The sequence below is a fragment of the Neobacillus sp. MER 74 genome (assembly GCF_023714155.1).
Map to the genome: position 1 here is coordinate 105,361 of NZ_JAMAUV010000010.1, position 20,889 is coordinate 126,249.

23 protein-coding genes are annotated in these 20,889 nt (G+C 38.7%); 18 read left to right on the forward strand and 5 right to left on the reverse strand.

Going from position 1 to position 20,889, the window contains the following annotated elements:
- Positions 1-25: 25 nt before the first annotated feature.
- Positions 26-1,126, reverse strand: a complete 1,101-nt coding sequence (locus M3610_RS17235) for an FAD-dependent monooxygenase (protein WP_251460949.1) — start codon at positions 1,124-1,126, stop codon at positions 26-28.
- Positions 1,127-1,320: 194 nt separating this feature from the next.
- Here M3610_RS17235 and M3610_RS17240 point away from each other — a divergent pair, with 194 nt between their 5' ends.
- The 10 genes from M3610_RS17240 to fbpA all read left to right on the forward strand — a co-directional run bounded on the left by M3610_RS17240 (position 1,321) and on the right by fbpA (position 7,846).
- Positions 1,321-1,635 (forward strand): winged helix-turn-helix transcriptional regulator, encoded by a 315-nt coding sequence (locus M3610_RS17240; RefSeq protein ID WP_098575907.1) that lies wholly within the window; start codon positions 1,321-1,323, stop codon positions 1,633-1,635.
- A 307-nt stretch (positions 1,636-1,942) separates the two neighbouring features.
- Positions 1,943-2,065, forward strand: coding sequence for a hypothetical protein (locus M3610_RS28040; RefSeq protein ID WP_257148591.1), 123 nt, complete (start codon positions 1,943-1,945; stop codon positions 2,063-2,065).
- A gap of 148 nt (positions 2,066-2,213) precedes the next feature.
- On the forward strand, positions 2,214-2,639 hold the full coding sequence (locus tag M3610_RS17245) for a DMT family transporter (protein WP_251460951.1): 426 nt from the start codon (positions 2,214-2,216) through the stop codon (positions 2,637-2,639).
- A 38-nt stretch (positions 2,640-2,677) separates the two neighbouring features.
- Positions 2,678-3,373: a Crp/Fnr family transcriptional regulator gene (locus M3610_RS17250; protein ID WP_251460953.1), complete on the forward strand. Its 696-nt coding sequence runs from the start codon at positions 2,678-2,680 to the stop codon at positions 3,371-3,373.
- Positions 3,374-3,408: 35 nt separating this feature from the next.
- Complete coding sequence (locus M3610_RS17255) at positions 3,409-3,921, forward strand: DMT family transporter (protein WP_251461023.1); 513 nt, start codon at positions 3,409-3,411, stop codon at positions 3,919-3,921.
- 310 nt (positions 3,922-4,231) lie between these two features.
- Positions 4,232-5,695, forward strand: a complete 1,464-nt coding sequence (locus M3610_RS17260) for a sensor histidine kinase (protein ID WP_251460955.1) — start codon at positions 4,232-4,234, stop codon at positions 5,693-5,695.
- Positions 5,692-6,384: a response regulator transcription factor gene (locus M3610_RS17265; protein WP_251460957.1), complete on the forward strand. Its 693-nt coding sequence runs from the start codon at positions 5,692-5,694 to the stop codon at positions 6,382-6,384. The genes M3610_RS17260 and M3610_RS17265 overlap by 4 nt, the downstream gene beginning before the upstream one ends.
- A gap of 15 nt (positions 6,385-6,399) precedes the next feature.
- Positions 6,400-6,642: a hypothetical protein gene (locus tag M3610_RS17270; protein ID WP_251460958.1), complete on the forward strand. Its 243-nt coding sequence runs from the start codon at positions 6,400-6,402 to the stop codon at positions 6,640-6,642.
- A 225-nt stretch (positions 6,643-6,867) separates the two neighbouring features.
- Positions 6,868-7,029: a hypothetical protein gene (locus M3610_RS17275; protein WP_251460959.1), complete on the forward strand. Its 162-nt coding sequence runs from the start codon at positions 6,868-6,870 to the stop codon at positions 7,027-7,029.
- A 622-nt stretch (positions 7,030-7,651) separates the two neighbouring features.
- The gene (fbpA, locus tag M3610_RS17280) at positions 7,652-7,846 is read left to right on the forward strand and encodes a Fur-regulated basic protein FbpA (protein WP_251460960.1); all 195 of its coding nucleotides are present in this window, start codon (positions 7,652-7,654) and stop codon (positions 7,844-7,846) included.
- Positions 7,847-7,912: 66 nt separating this feature from the next.
- Here fbpA and M3610_RS17285 read toward each other — a convergent pair whose 3' ends face one another.
- Complete coding sequence (locus M3610_RS17285; RefSeq protein WP_251460961.1) at positions 7,913-9,112, reverse strand: CynX/NimT family MFS transporter; 1,200 nt, start codon at positions 9,110-9,112, stop codon at positions 7,913-7,915.
- A gap of 145 nt (positions 9,113-9,257) precedes the next feature.
- On the reverse strand, positions 9,258-10,160 hold the full coding sequence (locus tag M3610_RS17290; protein ID WP_251460962.1) for a DMT family transporter: 903 nt from the start codon (positions 10,158-10,160) through the stop codon (positions 9,258-9,260).
- A 382-nt stretch (positions 10,161-10,542) separates the two neighbouring features.
- Between M3610_RS17290 and M3610_RS17295 the strand changes: the two genes are divergently transcribed.
- From M3610_RS17295 to M3610_RS17325, 7 genes are all read left to right on the forward strand, one after another.
- Complete coding sequence (locus M3610_RS17295; RefSeq protein ID WP_251460963.1) at positions 10,543-12,084, forward strand: spore germination protein; 1,542 nt, start codon at positions 10,543-10,545, stop codon at positions 12,082-12,084.
- A gap of 8 nt (positions 12,085-12,092) precedes the next feature.
- On the forward strand, positions 12,093-13,202 hold the full coding sequence (locus M3610_RS17300; RefSeq protein WP_251460964.1) for a GerAB/ArcD/ProY family transporter: 1,110 nt from the start codon (positions 12,093-12,095) through the stop codon (positions 13,200-13,202).
- A complete protein-coding gene (locus tag M3610_RS17305) occupies positions 13,177-14,424 on the forward strand; it encodes a Ger(x)C family spore germination protein (protein WP_251460966.1) in 1,248 nt (415 codons plus the stop codon). The genes M3610_RS17300 and M3610_RS17305 overlap by 26 nt, the downstream gene beginning before the upstream one ends.
- Before the next feature lie 378 nt (positions 14,425-14,802).
- A complete protein-coding gene (locus tag M3610_RS17310; RefSeq protein ID WP_251460967.1) occupies positions 14,803-15,960 on the forward strand; it encodes an ROK family transcriptional regulator in 1,158 nt (385 codons plus the stop codon).
- 31 nt (positions 15,961-15,991) lie between these two features.
- Positions 15,992-16,963, forward strand: coding sequence for a 2-hydroxyacid dehydrogenase (locus M3610_RS17315; RefSeq protein WP_251460969.1), 972 nt, complete (start codon positions 15,992-15,994; stop codon positions 16,961-16,963).
- A gap of 305 nt (positions 16,964-17,268) precedes the next feature.
- Positions 17,269-17,976 (forward strand): CAP domain-containing protein, encoded by a 708-nt coding sequence (locus M3610_RS17320; RefSeq protein ID WP_251461025.1) that lies wholly within the window; start codon positions 17,269-17,271, stop codon positions 17,974-17,976.
- 149 nt (positions 17,977-18,125) lie between these two features.
- Positions 18,126-18,503, forward strand: a complete 378-nt coding sequence (locus M3610_RS17325) for a VOC family protein (protein ID WP_251460971.1) — start codon at positions 18,126-18,128, stop codon at positions 18,501-18,503.
- 480 nt (positions 18,504-18,983) lie between these two features.
- Here M3610_RS17325 and M3610_RS17330 read toward each other — a convergent pair whose 3' ends face one another.
- Positions 18,984-19,463, reverse strand: a complete 480-nt coding sequence (locus tag M3610_RS17330) for a GyrI-like domain-containing protein (protein ID WP_251460973.1) — start codon at positions 19,461-19,463, stop codon at positions 18,984-18,986.
- Between the two features lie 28 nt (positions 19,464-19,491).
- Here M3610_RS17330 and M3610_RS17335 point away from each other — a divergent pair, with 28 nt between their 5' ends.
- On the forward strand, positions 19,492-19,788 hold the full coding sequence (locus M3610_RS17335; RefSeq protein ID WP_251460975.1) for a hypothetical protein: 297 nt from the start codon (positions 19,492-19,494) through the stop codon (positions 19,786-19,788).
- A gap of 76 nt (positions 19,789-19,864) precedes the next feature.
- Here the strand turns inward: M3610_RS17335 and M3610_RS17340 are convergent, their stop codons facing one another.
- Positions 19,865-20,881, reverse strand: a complete 1,017-nt coding sequence (locus M3610_RS17340; RefSeq protein ID WP_251460977.1) for a S66 family peptidase — start codon at positions 20,879-20,881, stop codon at positions 19,865-19,867.
- Between the last annotated feature and the right edge of the window lie 8 nt (positions 20,882-20,889).

A 20,889-nucleotide genomic window follows, 5' to 3' on the forward strand; every position in this document is an offset into this window, starting at 1 on the left:
TCATAGATTCCTGCTGCCATTTCTGTCAAGAAAGGACTGGCACGGCAAAATTATCCCGATAGTTTTTTTCTTTCTCTCGTTGCTGTTGTTGCAGCTTTTCTGTATGATCCCGTCGTTCGTGTTCGAATCTTTTTAATTGTGCCGCACTATGGTTCTGTTTGTCGAGTGCTTCGCTCAGTACATCAGCTAATACATCTGCATCTAATAGTGCACAATTGATCCCAAATGCACCAGTTGGACTCATCGTATGTGCGGCATCGCCCATGATCACCAACCCGTCTTTCACCCATGTTGGAGAATGTGAGCTTTGCACTTTTAATAAAATAAAATCGTCCCAGGATTGAATCTGGGTACGGATGGTTTCGGTTAACTCTGGAAATGCATCTATCACTTGTTTGATAAAAGGTTCACATGATTGCTTTTTTAAAGATGGATACGAATCTTCTTCAATATTCCAGCCTATTTGAATGAACCCGCCTGCCTGGGTAAACAAAGCCAGCTGATTTTCATTCACTAAAGTGTTTTTAATAGTTGGCTCCCAATTAGCTGGGCTTTGAATTTTCGCCCATAACAAATCGTATCCATGTGTTTTCTTTGTAAAAGGCATCTCAGCCAGTTTCCTTACTGTTGAGAATCTGCCATCAGCACCGACAACAATCTTGCTGTTTATTGTTACTTCTTGCTCGCCATATAGTGCTTTTAAACCAGTTACATAACCCATATCATTAAACATTAATTCTATCACCTTTGTCCCCATCATCAGTTTGAAATTCTGATAAGGTTCAGATGCCTGAATTAGCACGCTTAACAAATTCTTTTGCGGGACATGGATGCCGACATGCTGCTCCCCAGCACCAGGTGTGATGGTCTTTATTGCCTTTCCGTCCTGCCAATATTCCACTCGTTCCATTAATAATAACCCAGCAGCTTCTACTTGGTCATAAAGATTATATTTTTTTAATACTCGTTCTCCGTCCTGATTGAGATGTTCACCACGGAATTCTTTATCAATCCCTTTGTGGCGTTCGAGTACAATCGTTGAAATTCCTTTTTTGGCAAGCAAATATCCTAGTAACGCGCCTCCGGGACCTGCACCTACAATACAAACATCTGCCTCAAGGTTCATGTTAGAAAACCACCTTATTCTATCTGATGTATTGACGAACCATAAATGGTTAAAGTAAAATATTCATAGTTAATAATTATTTGTTAGTCAGTTACTTTATGTAAGTAATTATATTTTTAAAAATCGATTGTGTCAAATAAATATATATTTTGCAAGGTAATTATGTTGCTAATTGCGAAGAGGGGGAAAGGTCAATGGATGAGTCAGTCATTTGTCCTCGATTTGAAAAAGCGATGGGGATGTTAAGCCAGCGTTGGACAGGATTAGTTATTTATCAACTGCTATCAGGCCCAAAACGCTTCTGCAGCTTGGAATCTTCAATGGGGATTAGCGGAAGAGTCCTTTCCGAGCGGCTCAAGGATTTAGAAGGTCAGGGGATTGTGAAACGAGAGGTGTTTCCGGAAACACCTGTCCGAATTGAGTATTCTCTTACAGAAAAGGGACTTTCTTTAAAACCAATCATACAAGAACTTGAAAAATGGTCACAAACCTGGCTGACCATGGAATAAATGATATTAGGCAGCCTTGGCCAAGGTTGCCTGTTTTTTGCTGTAAGCTATTTAAAAGCATGAATAGAGCCGGCCGGAAATTAAAAGAATCAGGCTGATTGACGACTGGGAATAATAAAAATGGGGCAACAAGGTAGTCAATAGCTATTTGTTTAACCCCTATGGCTGCTATAATCAATCCTTTTGTTTGTTGAGAAAATTCGTGAATCAAATCGCATAGCCCGCAAAAAAGTTAGCAAACTAAAATGGCGGGTGTCGATTTATTAATTGGCATCTTGAATTAGGAAACGACAAGGGTGGTGAACGTATGGCTAAAAATAAGAATAACCAATTGAAGAACAATAAAAATGCTCAACCAAATGATCAAGAGTTTGCAGGAGAAAATGGACTTGAAAAGGTAGTTAGACAAGCCCAAAAAAAGCCGAAATAAGTTATGGACTGTAAAAGATCGTCATTTTGGCGGTCTTTTTATATTTGGCATTTAACACAATTTTATAGTTGAGGACATATGTCCTATTCAAACAAGCGTGTGATACCTTTTAATATAGACAGAAATAAAAATTAGGGGAGAAGAGAGAATGAAGGGAATTATCTTTGCGTTTTTAGGCGGGGCATTTATTACCTTGCAAGGAATTGCTAATACACGAATTAGTCAAGATATAGGTACATGGCAGGCAGCAACCATTACCCAGCTTACGGGTTTTGTAATGGCTTTTATCATCTTAATGTTCGTTCGGGACGCCAATTGGTATGGCTTCAAACAAGTGAAGCCCTTATATTTGATCGGTGGCGCTTTTGCAGCGATTGTTATCTTTAGTAATGTCAAATCGATTGAGGAAATCGGTGTAACCCTTAGTATATCGGCTATTCTGATTTCGCAGTTAACATTAACTTTTATTATCGATAGTAGCGGATGGTTCGGCCTGGAAAAGCAAAAGATGAAACTGCCACAGTTTATTGGTATCGGGATGATGATTGCAGGTGTGGTCATCCTAAGGTCTTAAGTCTCGCAAGATGCAGTTAAAAACAGAGGTGAAACCGAGTGAGGGAACAAAAGAATCAGGAGCAATTGCTCGCCTATATCCAAACATACCAACTAGATTCGATATTTCATGAACCATTGATTCCTCATTTGTCGCTGTACAGTTTTGACCAAGGAGAACTGATTTGCTCCCAGGGGGAAGCTTCACAGTATTTGTATGTTCTGGTTAAAGGAAAGGTCAAAATCTATACTAGTTCGCCGGAAGGTAAAACACTCATTCTCTCTTTTAAGAAACCGATTGAAGTGATCGGGGATATTGAGTATGTCCGCTGCATTGATATTATTAACACGGTGGAGGCGGTATCACCGGTTTGGATGATTGGAATTCATTATCGCTGGTTGAAGCAATATGGAAGTGACCACGCGCCATTTCTGCAATTTTTATTGGATATTATCACCAGGAAGTTTCAGCTAAAAAACAATTTAATGACCTTTAATATTATGTATCCGGTCGAAGTTCGTTTGGCTAGTTACCTTTTGTCGGTTTCCTTTGATGAAGCTGATTCACACGATAAAGACCAACTGAGTATCAGCATTAAGGATGCGGCCAATTTAATCGGAACGAGTTATCGTCATTTGAATCGAGTCATCACACAATTTTGTGAAGAGGGTCTGATTGAACGGAAGAGAGGTTCCATTTTAGTTAAGGACAGAAATGGATTGAAAGGTCTCGCAGGCGATAATATTTATGAATAAGTTTGAAAAAAATCAACACAAGGGAGAGAAAGCGGATGATTTTGGGATTATTATTTGCAATTATTGCCGGTTCGCTGGTAGCCTTGCAAAATATTTTCAACAGTAAAGTCAATGAACGAGCGGGGTCATGGGCGACGACGACCTTAGTATTAGGGATGGGTTTTCTTGCCTCACTGACTTTCGGCCTCATCTTTGAGGGAAGAGGATTATTCCACCTAGAAAATATGAAGACGTGGTACTGGTTTAGCGGGATGATCGGCGTAGGAGTAGTTGTTTGTCTTGTTCAAGGAATCAAACGGCTCGGACCAACCTATGCCATTGCAATCGCGTTAACATCACAGTTGTTGTTTGCCCTGCTGGGGGACTCACTAGGCTGGCTAGGTCTGAATAAGGTTCCGTTTACGTTCAATCAGTTGATTGGCGTGCTGGTCATCGTCGGCGGAATTGTTGTGTTTAAATTTGCAGGCAGCGGTGAGGGCCAGAAAGTGTTTGCTTGGCCATTTGCGAAAGGGAATAAAGTGCCGGAATATCAACAGAGAGAAAGCTAAAATGTGCTGAGAACTGGGCAGCAGAGTCTTAGTAGAAGACGGAAATAGTTTAACTTTCATAGGGATCTAAAAAGCAGAATGGCCAGTTGAGCATTCTGTTTTTTTTATTTGCTAAAAAAACTTATCGCCCTTATAAAAGTAACCATTTTCGCTAAAAGACGGCTATTTTTTCTTAACAAACCGACTGGACAAATAATTTTATACTTTTTTTAGAATTGGTTTAGAAGTGGTTTATCATTCGCGGTTATGATAAATAACAGTAGCAGATGAATTATTGTATGAGGAATAAATGCGTTAAGGAGATTTGCTCATGTCAATCAAGACGAGACTTTTGCTTTCCTATATGGCCATGACCTTCATGCCCATCGTGTTGTTCGCCTTTATTGCAGCAACACTTGTTTCCACTTTTTATAAGGATATGGCAGGAACCATGGATGGGAAGGGAATACCAGCCTTTTGGGAAACGACCAATGAACGCCGAGATTTGATTGCCGGCGTGAAATTTATGTCACAAAATGACCCAGACCGATTCAATGACATCCGATTCTTGAAAAACACAGACGAACAATTAAATGGTGTTCATTCAGGAATCGTAGTGATGAAAAATAATCAAGTGAGCTTCACTTCCTCTTTTGTGAACAGCCTTGATATAGATGCTTCAGAGATTCAGAAAATGCAAAGCAGTCAGACTCAAGACCGCTGGGGAAAAACTCGTTTTTTAGTTGAAGCATTCAATATCACCCTTAGCGATCACACTACAGGTACGGTATATGTACTTTCTGATCTATATCCCTTTTTCAAGGAAGTAAGAAAGTTTTTCCCACTGCTAGTATTGTCGCTGCTACTTGTTATTGGATTAACGAACGGTGTCCTTACCTATTTAGTTTCCCGGAGCTTTATTAAACCCTTGTTTACTTTAAAACATGCTGCAGAACAAATTAAAAAAGGGAATCTGGACCATGGAGTGGAGTTGGAACGCAAAGATGAATTCGGAGAATTAGGAGCTTCCTTTGAAGAAATGCGCGTTCGTTTGAGAGAGTCAATCCATCTTCAACTACAGTATGAAGAGAACCGGAAAGAGCTAATTTCAAATATTTCACATGATCTGAAAACGCCGATTACGGGAATTAAAGCCTGTGTTCAAGGTATTCAAGATGGAATCGCAGATACTGTTTCGAAAAAGGAAAAATATATAAATATGATTGCAAAAAAAGCGGATGATATGGACCATTTGATTGATGAATTAATGCTGTATTCCAAGCTGGATTTAAATCAACTGCCATTTCATATGGAGCCTTTGGACATTCGGGCATACTTACGGAATTATATAGAGGAATTACGTCACGACCCGCGGATGGATAACATTAAGATTACGTTTTCTTCTGGCAGGGCCAGTCCGGTTCGTGTTATGGCAGACCACGAAAAGTTGAGCAGAGTCATAATAAACATTATTGAGAACAGCTTAAAATATATGGACAAGGCACATAAGGAAATTAATGTGGAATTGTTTGACGACGAGGCAAAGGCAACAATACACATCCAGGATAACGGAACGGGAATTGACAGCAATGAACTGTTCCATATTTTCAATCGTTTTTATCGGACAGAACCTTCGAGGAATACAGATACGGGAGGCACGGGTCTTGGTCTTGCTATTGTCAAACAGATAGTAGAAGGCCAAGGTGGGACCGTTTGGGCTGAAAGTCAATTAGGAGAAGGGACCAGCATATATTTTACGCTGTCAAAGATCAATCATGAGGGTGAGGACGAGTGAAACGAATTTTAATCATAGAGGACGATCAGGTCATTTCGGAAGTGGAAAAAGATTATTTAGAGGCAAGCGGCTATGAGGTAGAAATTGCCGCAAGTGGGGACCTAGGTCTGAAAAAGGCCTTAGAAAATGAATATGATTTGATTATTCTTGATCTCATGCTTCCAAATACAGATGGATTTGAAATCTGCCGGCGAGTCCGACAAGCGAAAAACATCCCAATTTTAATGGTATCCGCTAAAAGGGAAGAAATCGATAAGATACGAGGCCTCGGTCTCGGTGCAGATGATTTTGTGACCAAGCCCTTCAGTGTGGGTGAGCTGATGGCCAGGGTCAAAGCGCATCTTGCCCGCTATGACCGATTAATATCAAATAATGTTGGGACACACAAAGAAGAAATTCAAATCCGAGGTATTCGTATTGATAAGTTATCTAGAAAAGTGTTCGTAAATGAAACTGAAATTCCTTTTACATCGAAGGAGTTTGACTTGCTGCTATTTTTGACCACCCATCCGAATCGGGTGTTCAGCAAAGACGAACTATTTGAGAAAATCTGGGGATTGGATTCCAACGGGGACAATGCCACGGTAACAGTTTTTATTGGTAAATTGCGTGAAAAAATTGAAACGAATCCCTCAAACCCGAAATATATTGAAACCATTTGGGGTGTAGGGTATCGGTTTAATGTGTGACAAGGGGGGAATGGTATGAGGAAATTGAATCTTACCCAGAGAAGATGGCTGCTTATCTTACATTTATTATTTGCAGCAATTATGTTCGGGGTGGCCATTGTTTTTTTAATTCTGAGTATAACTGCCGCAAACACGAACGATGCCGGTATGCTCAAGGCATGTTATACAAGTATGCATGTTCTTGCTAAAACTTCCGTTCGTGCTTCAACAATTGACAGGGATATTACTATCTGTGCTAACGCAATGGGGATTGTTTAAATATTACTGGATAATCGTTAAGGAAGGGTTGACGCTCCTCTCGATTCTATTGGGACCCTTCGCTATGTATACCTTAACACTCAAGGCGGTAACATTGACATCCAAGGGAGGAATGAACACTCTTTTGAACCCATCGTTTACTGTAAACCAGTGGCAGCTCTGGATTGGAATTATCCTTCAGATTATTTCGCTTGGTGCGATGTTTGTAATTTCGGTGTTTAAACCATGGGGTCAGCGAAAACAGAGGAAAGCGGCGAACCAGGCCTGAAGAAGAAAGGGAGAAGAGACTTAAATGACTTCCCTTCCCGGCGGGAGAGAAAAGATGATCGAGGAAGTTCTGAATGTGAATATCTGGGCAGGGTTGAGCGTCAATTTCATAATCGTTGAGTGGAGAATCCTTCGTAAAAACGAAAGACTTAAGGTGTCAGGCACCGTGTGAAAAAATTCACATGGTGCCTGACACCAATCTTTTGACTATCAACAGGTTTTTTAGATTTTTTCATTGACAGGATCCATCGGAGGATGTTACTATCCTAATAAGTAATCATATGGGTATTATTGGAATTAGATAAAATGATTTAATCTTTAACAAGTCAGTTAATTAATAATCGTTACCAGACAACTGGAGACACAAATCAATGTGTCTCCTTTTTGACTATAAAAATTCATTTCACTAGTCGACTATTCTGATAGAGACTTCTCCCTCCCGTGAGAAGTCTTTTTTTATTCAAATTGAAGGAGCTGATTCTATTCTAAGACTTCTTTTTTCATTAAACATTGTTGATTTTGAATTCGCTCAATAATACACTTGATTCGCTCATTGATGCTAATAATTCGCTCATTGCCCCCCTGAATTCGCTCACAAAACTCAAAAATTCGCTCATAACAGGGAAAAGTCGATAAAAATCCAAAAGGTTGAGTGTAAAATGACAAAAAATATGATATCTCGGTGGTATTAATAAGTAACTCTTATCAAAACACAAGCAAACTGACAAAGGGAGAGGATGGTATGGAGAATATCCTTCGGAATGCTGTAGAACAAAGAAGGAAAACATTAATAAATATATTGCTTACCTTTAAAGTATATGAAAATGAGGAGCAGCTTTCGAAGTTTTCTTTAACTGAATTAGAGAATGAATACAAACGATTAAAGTCGAATAGTCATCCTCACAGTGATAGCGGATCAATTAAATGGAAGAAGTAAATATAAAAAGATGGCGCACAGTGAATGTCACCGTGCGCCAAGTATTTAATCTAGTATTCCCCACTATTACACATATTTGTCACGGCCGGACATCATCCCGAACAGCATAACGATGAAAGAGATTATGATTAAGGTAATTAGTGGAATCATCCACATATGGGTGAAATCATACAAAAATCCAATAAACAAGGGACCTACTGCTGCTAAGATATAACCCGTTGATTGTGCCATCCCAGATAAATCGGCAGCCTCGCCGGCACTCTTAGAGCGGAGGCCAATATAACTTAGAGCTAGTGGAAAAGTTCCTCCCAATGCGATTCCAATAATGATAATACTTACGATTAAAATCGGATAAGAAGAGCCTAACAGTAATCCTCCATAACCAATGATAGAGCATATGCCTAACACAAAAGATATCCATACTTGTGAACGATACCGTCCAGCAATTACAGGGATGAAGAAACTAGCCGGTAATCCGACAATTTGACTAAATGACAAGAGCCAGCCTGCTGTTTCCATACTCAATCCATGGCTATGTAAGATTTCAGGTAACCAGGAAATGGTTACATAAAATAAAAAAGATTGAAACCCCATAAATATAGCGATTTGCCAGGCAAGCGGCGATCGCCAGATATGATTCGAGCTCGGAGTGACTTTTCTAATCTCCTTTTGTTTTCCTTGATTAAATTTAGAAAGGAATATCCACACCAAAATCGCTGCGACAGCGGGAATCCCCCAAACGTTTAAGGCACCCTTCCACCCCAGGTTCATTCCCACTGCTAACGGAACACTAACTCCGGATGCTAAGGAGGCAACTAATCCCATGGATGTTGAATAAACACTTGTCATCAGCCCAAATTGGTCTGGGAATTTGTCCTTTGCAATCGCAGGTAATAAGACATTTCCAATCGCTATCCCGACCCCAATAAACAAAGTCCCCGAGAAAAGAAAAAACGCCATGGGAATAGATCGAATGACAATGCCTAATAAAAGAGAGATCAAACCAACTACTAAAGCTGTCTCATTTGTTAAACGGTTGGCGAGCTTTGGTACAATTGGTGACATGATGGCAAAAACAATTAAAGGCAAACTCATTAATAAACCCGCGCTCCAATGGGCTAGTCCTACATCTTTCTGAATCATTCCAACTAACGGTCCTACTGATGTAATCGCAGGACGCAAATTAAAGGCAATTAGTACAATCCCAATAATGAGCCATATGTTATAAGTCGATTTCGAATAGGTATTTGATTTTAGTAACTCCACTACTTAAACCTCCACTGTAGAACAAACTTTCTAAAGTATAACACAATTAAAGTTGTGAGGCGCAACACGGGCTAGAAAGATCATCTATTGAAATGGAGTCTTAAAGATAGGAGAATAATAGGATTAAAAAAGGGTCAGCCTTCCATTACGGTGAAGTAGTGGGAGTCTGACCTTTTTTGGAGATTTTTAATTCCAGCTTTTCGCTCAAGAACGTGGAGCCTAAGACAAAAGCACCGCCTATCATTTGAATTAGTGACATGCCTTCGTTTAAGAAAATCGCGGCAATAATCACGGCTGATATCGGATCGATATAGCTGAGTACGGCAATCGTTTGCCCCTTTAGTTCTTGGAGAGAAGTAAAGTATAAAAAATAGGCAAAACCAGTATGTACAATCCCTAGAATTAAGATGAAAATAATGGAGGTTGTGTCTAAACTACCCAGGTTTAAATTACCCTGCCAGAGTACATATGGAAGCAGAACCAGAGCTCCTGCCATTAATTGCACTACCGTTGTTTCAAAACCTGATAAATTTTTGATGAATTTGTTCATTAGGACCACACTGGCATAAAATGCTGCCGCTAAAAGGCCGTAAAAAATCCCTAACGTATGATTCTGTGATCCGCTTGTGCCGCCAGCACCAGGATTAACGATTAAAAACAAACCGATCATTGCCAAAGCAATGCAAATAATCTTCACACTTGTCAATTTTTCTTTAAGAATCCATGGTGCTAAGATCATCACAAAAATCGGTGCGAAGTAATAGCTTATCGTGGCATTGGATATAGTCGTATAGCGATAGGACTCAAAAAGAAAAATCCAATTGAATCCAATTGCTGCACCCGATAATAGAAGCAGAAGCGCATTTTCTTTAAGTGCTTGAAAAGATGGCTTATGTTTGACAAGGAAACTAGCAATAAGCAGAAACAGACATCCGATGACACCCCGTAAGAAGGCAGTTTCACTTGAAGACAGGTCAATTTTTCTTACAAAAACCCCGATACTCCCAAAAATAAGCATCGTCATGATGAGTCGCATTTTCCCTTTCATATAGATCCCCCTCGTTCTTAATCAAATATTCCTGTTTGCTCAGCTGCTGTTTTCAGCAGGGGGCACTATCTTATTATGTTATAAACTGGAATAACGTAAAAATCAACCATTAAATAAGATTCCTAGTTTACTACAATATGAAACGAGGAGAAGTGCTCAAAGCACCCGAACTACGCTTCTCAATACCATGCTCCTATAATCGAAAGTCTGGCAGAGTCCTCGTCTGTCATTTCAAGGATATCACTAAATAGAAAAGTCAAACTAGATCCACCACCCATTTTCCCTTTTGACCAACTGTGAAAATATAGTTGCGTATTTTAACAATATATACATAAGGCCCCTAAAACAGGAAAACAATATAAAAATTAGGGGGTGGTTCATTTTGCAGAAAAAAATCTTAAAGCAGTTTTTTAAGAAGCTCAATCCAGAACCACAATTTAGTGAACAGTCTAATACACAGGAAATTGAATTAAAAAAACAAGATATTAGCAGTAGTTACGATCAAAATTTAGCAACATTTAAGTCCATTTTCAGTATACCAAAGAATATCGATATCAAGGTACGTGAGTTTACCATCGGTTCACTTAACCTCCGTGCTTTTATCATTTACATAACTACAATGGTCGACGCACAAAGCATTCAAGAAGGCATCATGGAAAAATTAATTGGTAATGTTCAGCCGTCAGGTAAGATTCAAAACATTACTTCCTACCCAAGTGAAAGAACCGCAACAAATATTGGGGAAATTACGGAATTTATTACAGGTGGAGTCACTGCACTCTTTGTGGATGGCGATACTCAATGCTACCTATTTGAAACGACGAAAATTACAGGCCGTCCCATAGAGAAATCCGATAATGAAGTGATTGTAAAAGGGGCAAAGGAAGCTTTTAACGAAAAGGTAATGGATAATATTTCCTTGCTTCGTAAAAAGATAAGAAATGAAAATCTTATTGTTGAGGCAAAGGTTATTTCGAAACGATCCAGAAACGATGTATTTTTGGTTTATGAAAAAGACCTAGTAAATGATGGATTGCTTCAAACGATAAAAGACAAGTTAGCTTCTCTCGATACGGATAGAATTCTTGATCTAAGTATTTTAGAGCAATACTTAGAAGAGCGCCCAAGATCATTATTTCCGTCCATATTATATACAGAACGTCCTGACCGGGCGAGCTCCTTTATCGAGGAAGGTCACATCGTTTTATTAATGACAAATTCTTCAAGTTGTCTGGTACTGCCTGCTACCTTTTGGGCAATGTTTCATTCGCCGGAAGATCATTATCTACGCACACCCTATGGGAATTTCATCAGGTTTTTGCGATTTCAAGCTTTGTTTGTCGCCATGTTTGCTTCGCCCTTATATATTGCGATTACAAATTATCATGTAGGGATGATTCCGCCTGATTTGTTAATGGCCATTGCCGGGACAAGGGAACGTGTCCCTTTTCCATCGACCGTTGAAATCTTAATGATGGAAATCGCCTTTGAACTCATTCGAGAAGCGGGACTACGTGTACCAACCCCTATTGGTCCAACGATTGGGATTGTCGGTGCATTAATTTTAGGACAGGCTGCTGTTCAAGCGAATATTATTAGTCCGATTGTCATCATTGTTATTGCCTTAAGCGGCTTAAGCTCTTTTATTATCAGTGATGTGAGCATGAATTTTGCTATTCGCATATCGCGGTTTTTATTTATTCTAGCGGCAACCTTTATGGGGATTTATGGCGCAGTCGCTCTATTTATACCGGGACTTTTTTATTTAGCTTCATTAAAATCATTTGGAGTTCCTTACTTTGCACCCATGACGCCGCATTTTATTTCTTCAAAAGACTTAATTATTCGTCATGTCCCCATGAAAGAAAGGTTTCGCCCAGGGTATTTAAATCCAAAGGATACTGTCAAACAAAGAAAGGGATAAAAAAACCTATGAAGCAGCAACCTGGAAAAATAGGGATCCGTGAATATCTGTCCATCGCCATTTTAATGGTTGGTGCCAAAGTAACTGAAGACACACCGACTGCGCTGTTTCAAAAGGTCCAAAACGCAGCATGGATGATCCCGATCATAACAGCCGCAATCTCCTTTATCCCGCTCTTTTTATTACTAAAGACCATGTCGTTGTATCAAAACAAAAATCTATTTTCTGTTATTCAAAAGTTACTCGGAAAATATCTGGGGTTTTTTGTCTGTTTTCTAATATTTATTATCAATGTATTTTCCATTTCGTTCGATTCAAGAACGTATACAACGATCATAAGGACGTTTTATTTTAATAGGACACCGATGGTCATCATCTATGCCATCTTAATGGGCGTTTGTGTATATGGTGCGAAAAAGGGAATTCAGCATATCGGATCAGTTGCCTATCTGGTTGTTTACTATGCAGTCGTTTTCTTGTTCCTTTCGTTCGTAATAAGTACTCAAGATAGCAGTATTCAATCTCTATTCCCCATTTGGGGTCCTGGAAAACTTGAAATATTGAAGCAAAGCACCCTAAATCTATCCCTTTTTTCTGAGTTTTTTCTGTTTGCCTTGATTATACCGTCTATCACCTCATACAAAGATTTTCGAAAAGGCACGTGGATTGCCTTAGTTTACGTCAGCATCCAATTAAGTGTGGGTATTATCATTTTCATTTGTATGTTTGATGTCTCTTTAAGAGGAGTTGGTTATCCATTCCACACAGCGATTCGTTTTATTTCAATTGGGACTTTTTTTCCGAATATCGAGATTGTATTTTTCGTTACTTGGTTAATGGCGGCATTTATTCGTTTTTCCGCATTTTTGTACATAAATGCACTTATGTTCGGTCAACTATTTAAAATTAAAAATTTTGAATTCCTCATTCCAGCACTGGCAGCAATTTATTTATTGATTGGATCCATTCCGGAATCACCTTATGACATAAGTCTCCAACTGAAACCGATTTTAAGAAGTGCTATTGGTCCTACATTTTTGGTTGTTTCGATCACTTTATGGCTGGCTGCACTGCTAAAGGGAGAATTTAAACATGAAAAAAACAGAGGCAGTATGTAGAATATTGTTGTTTTTCCTCATTGTTTGTTTATTAACAGGTTGTTGGGATCGTCAAGAAATTGAAGACAAAGCCTATGTGATCGGACTAGGATTAGATCGCTCCAAAGTTGAAGGGAAAATCAAAGTCACCATGTTATTAGCCAATGCGGAAGTAGGCAGTATTCAAGGCGGTGGCGGGTCAACCGAAAAGCCGCGGGAAATTGTCACGTTTGATGCCAATGATTTCATTGCGGCGAAGGCTACAGGCAATTCCGTAATCTCCCGGGATATTAGTTATGAACTATTAAAGATTATTGTTGTCTCCGAGGAATATGCACATGACAAAGATTTTATTAAGAAGTTTTACGACATCTTAAAGGATAAAGACATTCGCTTGGATTGCTATTTAGCCATATCTAAAGAAAAGGCAAGTGAGTATTTTATACGTAATCGGCCGAAAATGGAAACAAGACCACATAAATACTTTCAATTCATGATTGATCACGGAATTGATAATGGGTTCATCCCAGATTCCACCCTCTTTCGTTTTTTTAAAACGCTGGAAAGAGGGACAGATTTCTATTTGGCGATGTACACAACAGCCAATAAGGAAAAGAATCCCGAGGTAAGAAGTGAAGATGAATACATGGCAGGGCAATTGAATGCTACAGGCGAAGTGGGAGCTACACAGTTTATTGGGTCAGCTGTCTTCAAGAATGGCGTGATGATTAATAAGCTAACCGGTCAAGAAACACGCAATATTAATATTCTAGATGATTCAACAAGTATCCAAGATATATTGGTTGATATACCTGATCCTTTTTCAAAAGACAAGTTGCAGTTTGCAGCAAGAATCATGAAAACAGAAAATAATAAAGTGAAGATGGACTTAAAGGGTCAAAGGCCAAAGATTTTTATAACCATTCCTTTAAAGATAGAAATTATATCAAACCCATCTATGGTTAACTATACGGAGAAAAAAAATCAACTAATCGTAAAAAAACAAATAGCTGCTCATATAGAAACACTGAACGAAAAGTTGTTAAAAAAAACACAAACAAAATTTAAAGGTGTACCCTATCCATTATCCATGTATGCCCGAAAATACTTTGGGACGATTCAAGAATATAAAAAATTCAATTGGGGAAAATCATATCAGAAAGCGGACATTCATGTGAAAGTAGATGTTGAAATTATTGATTATGGTAAAAGAACAAAAAAACCTCCAAGGGTGGGGGCATAGTTGAAAATATTTATTTACATGAGTCTATTTTTAATTATTGTTTATACCATAGGATTCGGCGTTTCCATGTGGAAGGACAAAGAAAAAATAGGTGCAATGGCCATATTTTTTCTTTGTCTTTGCTTAATCATCCTGCCATTCTTCTCGAATATTTAAGACTAATTTCAATTTCTAATAATAAAACAAAAACGAGGGCTGGATAATCAGTCCTTTTATTAATAATTGGTTTGTTGTTTGGATAAACTAATTAAATATATTAATTCAAGCGTTTTTTACAATAGAAATGTAATTTAACTTACAATTGATTTATAATAGTAATAAATGACCAGAATAAAATGGTGGCTTAATTCAAGCATTATACAAACGGGGTGTAAACTTTTGATGATCGCGGATCAAATCTTAGTAAAAAAAATGAACCAGAAGGTATTACTGAATGAAATTGTTTCTAATTCTCCCATCTCGAGGGCAAGATTATCAGAAATAACAGGATTAAATAAATCGACTGTATCTTCCCAAGTTAATACATTAATAGAAAAGAAACTGATTTTTGAAATTGGACAAGGGCAATCCAGCGGCGGAAGAAAGCCTGTGATGCTTGTTTTTAATAAAAATGCCGGTTATTCCATCGGAATTGATATCGGCGTTGAATCTATCAATGGAATTCTAACAGATTTAAAAGGAAACATCGTCGCAAATCAATTTCATCATCTAAAGGAACCTTCTCTTGATTCCAACAAAGATTTATTATTTTCAATGATTAAGGAACTTAGCAATCAAATCCCAGAATCTCCTTATGGTTTGATTGGTATTGGGGTATGCGTACCTGGTCTAGTCAGTACAGAGCAAAAGGTTATTTTCACACCGAACATTGATTGGAATTATCAACTAGACTTAAAAGCTGATATCGAAAAGGAATTTCAAGTACCTGTTTTTATTGAAAATGAAGCGAATGCCGGTGCCTATGGAGAAAAAGTCTTTGGGGCAGCTAAAAATTACGAGAACTTAATCTATGTGAGCATCGGGACGGGAATCGGAATTGGTATTGTCATTAATCATGATATATATCGAGGGGTTAATGGGTTCGCTGGTGAAATGGGTCATCTAACCATCGATTATAACGGACTCAAATGCAGTTGCGGCAACAAAGGGTGCTGGGAATTATACGCCTCCGAAAAAGCATTACTGCAGCCTTTTCAACAAAATAATCGCGTCACTTCCAGCCAGGACCTAATTAATCGCGCTAACCAAAATGATCCAGATATATTAATGGGATTACAAAACTTCGGTTTCTACCTTGGAATTGGATTAACAAGTATTATAAATACATTTAACCCGAAAGCAGTTATTATCCGGAATGACATTGTTGAAGCCCTGCCTATGGTTATGAACTCGATTCGAAACTCTATTTCCTCAAGGAGTAATGACATGTTTAGCAACAATCAGGAACTATTGCTCTCTTCCTTAGGAAAAAATGCTCCCGCACTAGGGATGTCTTCGCTTGTTATTGAACATTTCTTAGAAATGTTTACAGCTTAAATCATGTGTATGCTGAAAGGTGGAGGTATTTTTGAAAAAAACGATTTATATTACGAGAAAACTCCCCGGGGATATTATTGATAAACTCTCAAGTCAATTTCATGTGAAGATGTGGCATGAAGAAAATGTTCCGGTTCCTCGGGAGGTGTTATTAAAAGAAATAGAAGAAGTAGACGGGCTGATCTGTCTATTAACAGAAAAGATTGACGTAGAGGTGCTAAATCAAGCGAAACAGTTACAAGTCATTAGTAACATTGCGGTTGGCTATAATAATATCGATATTCAAGCCTCAACGGAGAGGGGAATTGTCGTTACCAACACGCCTGGTGTTTTAACCGAAACGACCGCTGATTTAACGTTTGCCCTATTAATGGCTTCAGCACGAAGAGTCGTTGAGGGATCTGAATACTTACGCAGTGGGGAATGGGGCGCCTGGTCCCTTATGCAAATGACTGGACAGGATATTTATGGAGCTACCCTGGGAATTATTGGATTAGGCAGAATTGGCGAAGCTCTCGTTAAGCGGGCTCAAGGTTTTGATATGAACATTCTTTATCATAATCGGACACGGAAACGGGAAACGGAGGAAAAGCTCGGGATTCACTACCGAGAAATGAAGGACTTGTTGCAGCAATCTGATTTTGTGTGCCTGCTGCTGCCATACAGTCCTGAAGTCCACCACTTAATCGGTAAAGAAGAATTGTCGCTTATGAAAAAAGAAGCCATTCTGATCAATACCGCAAGAGGGGGGATCGTTGATGAAGAAGCATTATATCATTCATTGAAAAATGGAGAGATTTGGGGCGCCGGACTGGATGTGTTTGAACAAGAGCCCGTACCAACGGATCATCCATTATTAACGCTGCCGAATGTGGTAACCCTGCCTCACATTGGAAGTGCAAGTGTAAAAACTAGAATGAAGATGGCTCATTTGGCAGCGGACAATATGCTGGGTGTTTTAACAGGTAGTGAAGCACTTACTCCGGTTATTCTTAATAAATAAATGTAAAACACGATACTTTTTTGAAATATTTGTTAAGAACGATGCTCTTTGCAAGAGGTGTCAATATTAATTCTCACTATAATTATTAGAAGTTATTCCTTAATTTGGAAAAAGTGTAAAAAGAACTGTTTTACCTTGATAGAGAAAGAGACTTAAAGAATAAGGAGTTAGCTTGAGATAAAGTTTCTACTAGAATGGATCATACATTCTGTTGTAAAATCCTTCCTCAAATATGACAAAAATCATATGTTACGATGAATTTGTGGAAAAACGGCAAATTGTCGAAATAGGAGGAAGAATCAATGATGAAGAAAAAAGCAATTCTTACTGTTGCAGCTGCAGCGGCATTAATGATGTCAAATCCGGTCTTAAATAAAGCCCACGCTGCCACTAATAGCCCTTCGGTACAGGAAAAAGTCTATGTATACCAAGGGACAAATTTGAACGAGCTTACTAGTGTCATGGAGAAATATCTTGCTAGTTTAGGATTTACTATTTCACAAAATACCGAAAAGCAGCCAACTCAAACTCAACCGAATCAAACGGTCGAAACAAAGGAGCCTGCTCAAACTGCTCCACAGTCTGTGCAGCAACAACCGGCAACTGAGACAGCTACTACACAAACTACAAGTACCTTAAGTGCTTATGAGCAAAAAGTAGTTGATTTAACCAATCAAGAACGAGCTAAAAATGGCTTGCCGGCCCTTAAAGTAGATGTAACACTTAGCAAAATGGCTCATGAAAAATCACGTGATATGTCTGCAAATGGTTACTTTAGCCATACAAGCCCAACATACGGTTCACCATTTGATATGATGAAGAAGTATGGGATTACCTATCGTTATGCAGGTGAAAATATTGCCATGGGCCAGCGAACTCCTGAAGAAGTAGTCAAAGCTTGGATGAATAGTGAAGGACACCGTAAGAATATTCTCAGCCCGAACTACAATTATATTGGGGTAGGATATGTCGCACAGGGGAACTATTGGACACAGGAATTTATCGGTAAATAGTGAAAATGAGAGCTTGGGGATTATGATCCTCAAGCTTTTTTTGTTTTAAACTATAAAAATCATTTAGTGACAGGAATTAGTTGAATGAATCTTGAATTATTAAAGGGGTAAATTAAAAGGTATAGTATTTAAATTTAAGAGGTGGAAAAATGAAAGTATTAGGATTTGGCGGCATCTTTTGGAGATCAAAAAATATAGAAACTTTAAAAAAATGGTATAACGACGTTCTAGGTATCCCTATGGACAATGATTGGAATATGACAATCATTACTCCTGGAGCAGAGAATAAAACAGCCTTTTCATTTTTTACAGAGGATAACGAATATTTTCCTCAAGAGCAATCTGTTATGTTGAATTTTCAAATTGACAATATGGCTGAGTGTCTTGAGCATCTTAACCAATGCGGGGTTCCTCTTTTGAAGGAGCCGGAGCAAAGTGAATTTGGAACATTTATTTGGATTTCTGATCCTGAAGGCAGATGGATTGAACTGTGGGAAAAACCCACTGACGTTCAGGAAAAGAGTTAACAGGCAACGAATGTTTGTTTCATTCAAACAAACGGAGCCATTTTGAAAACTAATCAAACGTTTGATTAAAACGTGGTCATCCATTATGTAGGGGTGAACTAACTAATCAAACGTTTGATGGAATAAACTTCTTCTTTGCCAATAAAAAAGAACACACCTCCTTCTATGAAGAGGTGCACTCCCGTTGAGTTTTCGTATTTACAAATAAGGAAGTAATAGACTACATATTTAAGGGAGCAACTGTTTAGCTGGAGCTCTTCCTAAGGTATCGGCTCCGCCTACGCCTAATACCATGATAGCCACGCGTGCTATCCCCTCTAATAAATACTATATCTCCATATTATTAATAAAATATGAACTAAATATTAATCATTAGTAAATTTTTGGTTAAAGACTAATCAAACGTCTGATCAAATCGCCGGAATCCTTGGTATACCTGGCTTGGAGAGCTAACCAAACGTTTAATCAGAAACATATTCTTTATTTTATAGGAATCCAGATTTCAGAGTAGTAATCAGGGCTCCAAGGATCTCCGGCGGAATAGACTTCTAAATCAGGTGTGCCAGCATGCTTGTAATGACTGGAAGGGAACCATTCGCTATATATTTGTTGCCACACTTTTTGTATAGCATCGGGCATTGCGCCGTGAACTTCAAATACGGCCCATTTAGAAGCAGGTATCTCAAGATTCAATAAACCTTCAGGCGTTTCACCAGTATGTTCCGTAGCAATCCAGTAATCCATTAATTGCACCTGAGTGCCTCGTTTTTCAGCACATACACCAAGGACGCCATTAATTTCCCCATTATTAACCTTGATTAATAAATCGTTCGTTCCATCAGTATGAACATCAGCCCACATTTTGGGGATCTCCGTTAAGTTCTCACCATTCTCACATGATAATTCGCGTTTGATTCCAACAACTTTAAAACGATCTCTTTCAATAATCTTATATTTCATAGGTTCCGTTCCTTTCAATGTACCCTGTATGGCCAGGCGATTATATGATTTCAGTTTAGGATGTGTTTTGCGTGCCCGCTGTAATGATTCAACCCATCCCATTTTGCTGAAAAATGAGATCTATATCTTAATTATGCTGGCTGTTGCCTATTTGGCATTTTTCCTATTTCCGAAAAGATTACCTACATCGATTACCATTTTATTTTTAGTGTGGGGATTCGCAAGCTCTACCTTGTTTGATTTCACAATCGGCGGAGGGTTGCTTGATTATTATAAAGTCAATGATTCCAACAAATATGAACTATTCGATTTGATTAGAAAGTAGGTATTTCAGTTACTCGGACAGGAGAAGCGAAAAATCGGAAAAGGCTGTCCGAATGTCATGCTGACAACTGTTGTAATTACGGCCGGAAAAATTGTAAAACGGCACCTTTACCTGCGGCGACTTCCACTTCAGCATATGCCCCATTAATAAAGGTGATTTGTGGTGGGAGATGCCCGCAATCAATATCATAAATTATTGGTATTTTAAGCTCATAAGCAAGGTCTTGATAAAGATCTTCCTTCGTATAGTTTTCCACAGGCTTATTGGCATCACTACGGCCAAACATCAGTCCTGAACAGTTTTTAAACCAACCAGCTAACCTCATTTGTACCAAGGATCTCCACAAATCAGCAGTATTCATTTCACAATTCTCTAAATACCAAATAACCGGTTCTTCATGTATATGTTTTTTTCTAAAAGCATCTACATCACCGAAGGGGGTCCCAATTAGATGCCGAATGATGTCTATACATCCGCCGAGCAAGCGTCCTTCCATTTTAACAGGTTTGTTCCCGACAACTTTCCAAACAGTCTTTTCGGTTAAATGAAAGACACAGGGAGTAGGATTCGCATGATGCCATTCTTTCTGAAAGTGGTCTGAGGAATACTGAGCAATTGAGTCGCTTGTGTTCGTTGCTAACACAGACTCCCACATGGAGGTCGTTTCATCCATCAATTCTCCTCTTAAATCTACGAGATTTGTTCCATGACCGGTAGCGATACCTGTTTTCAAGGTAATCGCAAGCAAAAGCGCACTTACATCGGAATAGCCCAGAACCCACTTGTTTTTAATATTTTCAAAGTCTATATGTTCGAGAATTTCGATTAATAATTCTCCGCCCCAGGGTGGAATGATAATGTCAATATCACTGTTTTGCATCATTAAGTTAAATTCAGCTGCACGGATCAATGCTGGAGCAGATTTAGCTTTGTCTTGAGTCCAAGTTGTTTCTCCACAAACCACCTTGAATCCTCTTTGCTCCATCCGGCTGCATGCTTGTTTAATGACTTCATGTAGTGGTGCGGGCACACCTGAAGACGGTGCAGTTACTCCAATGGCAGCTCCCTTTTTTAAATGCGGGTAGGTAATCATAATAAAAA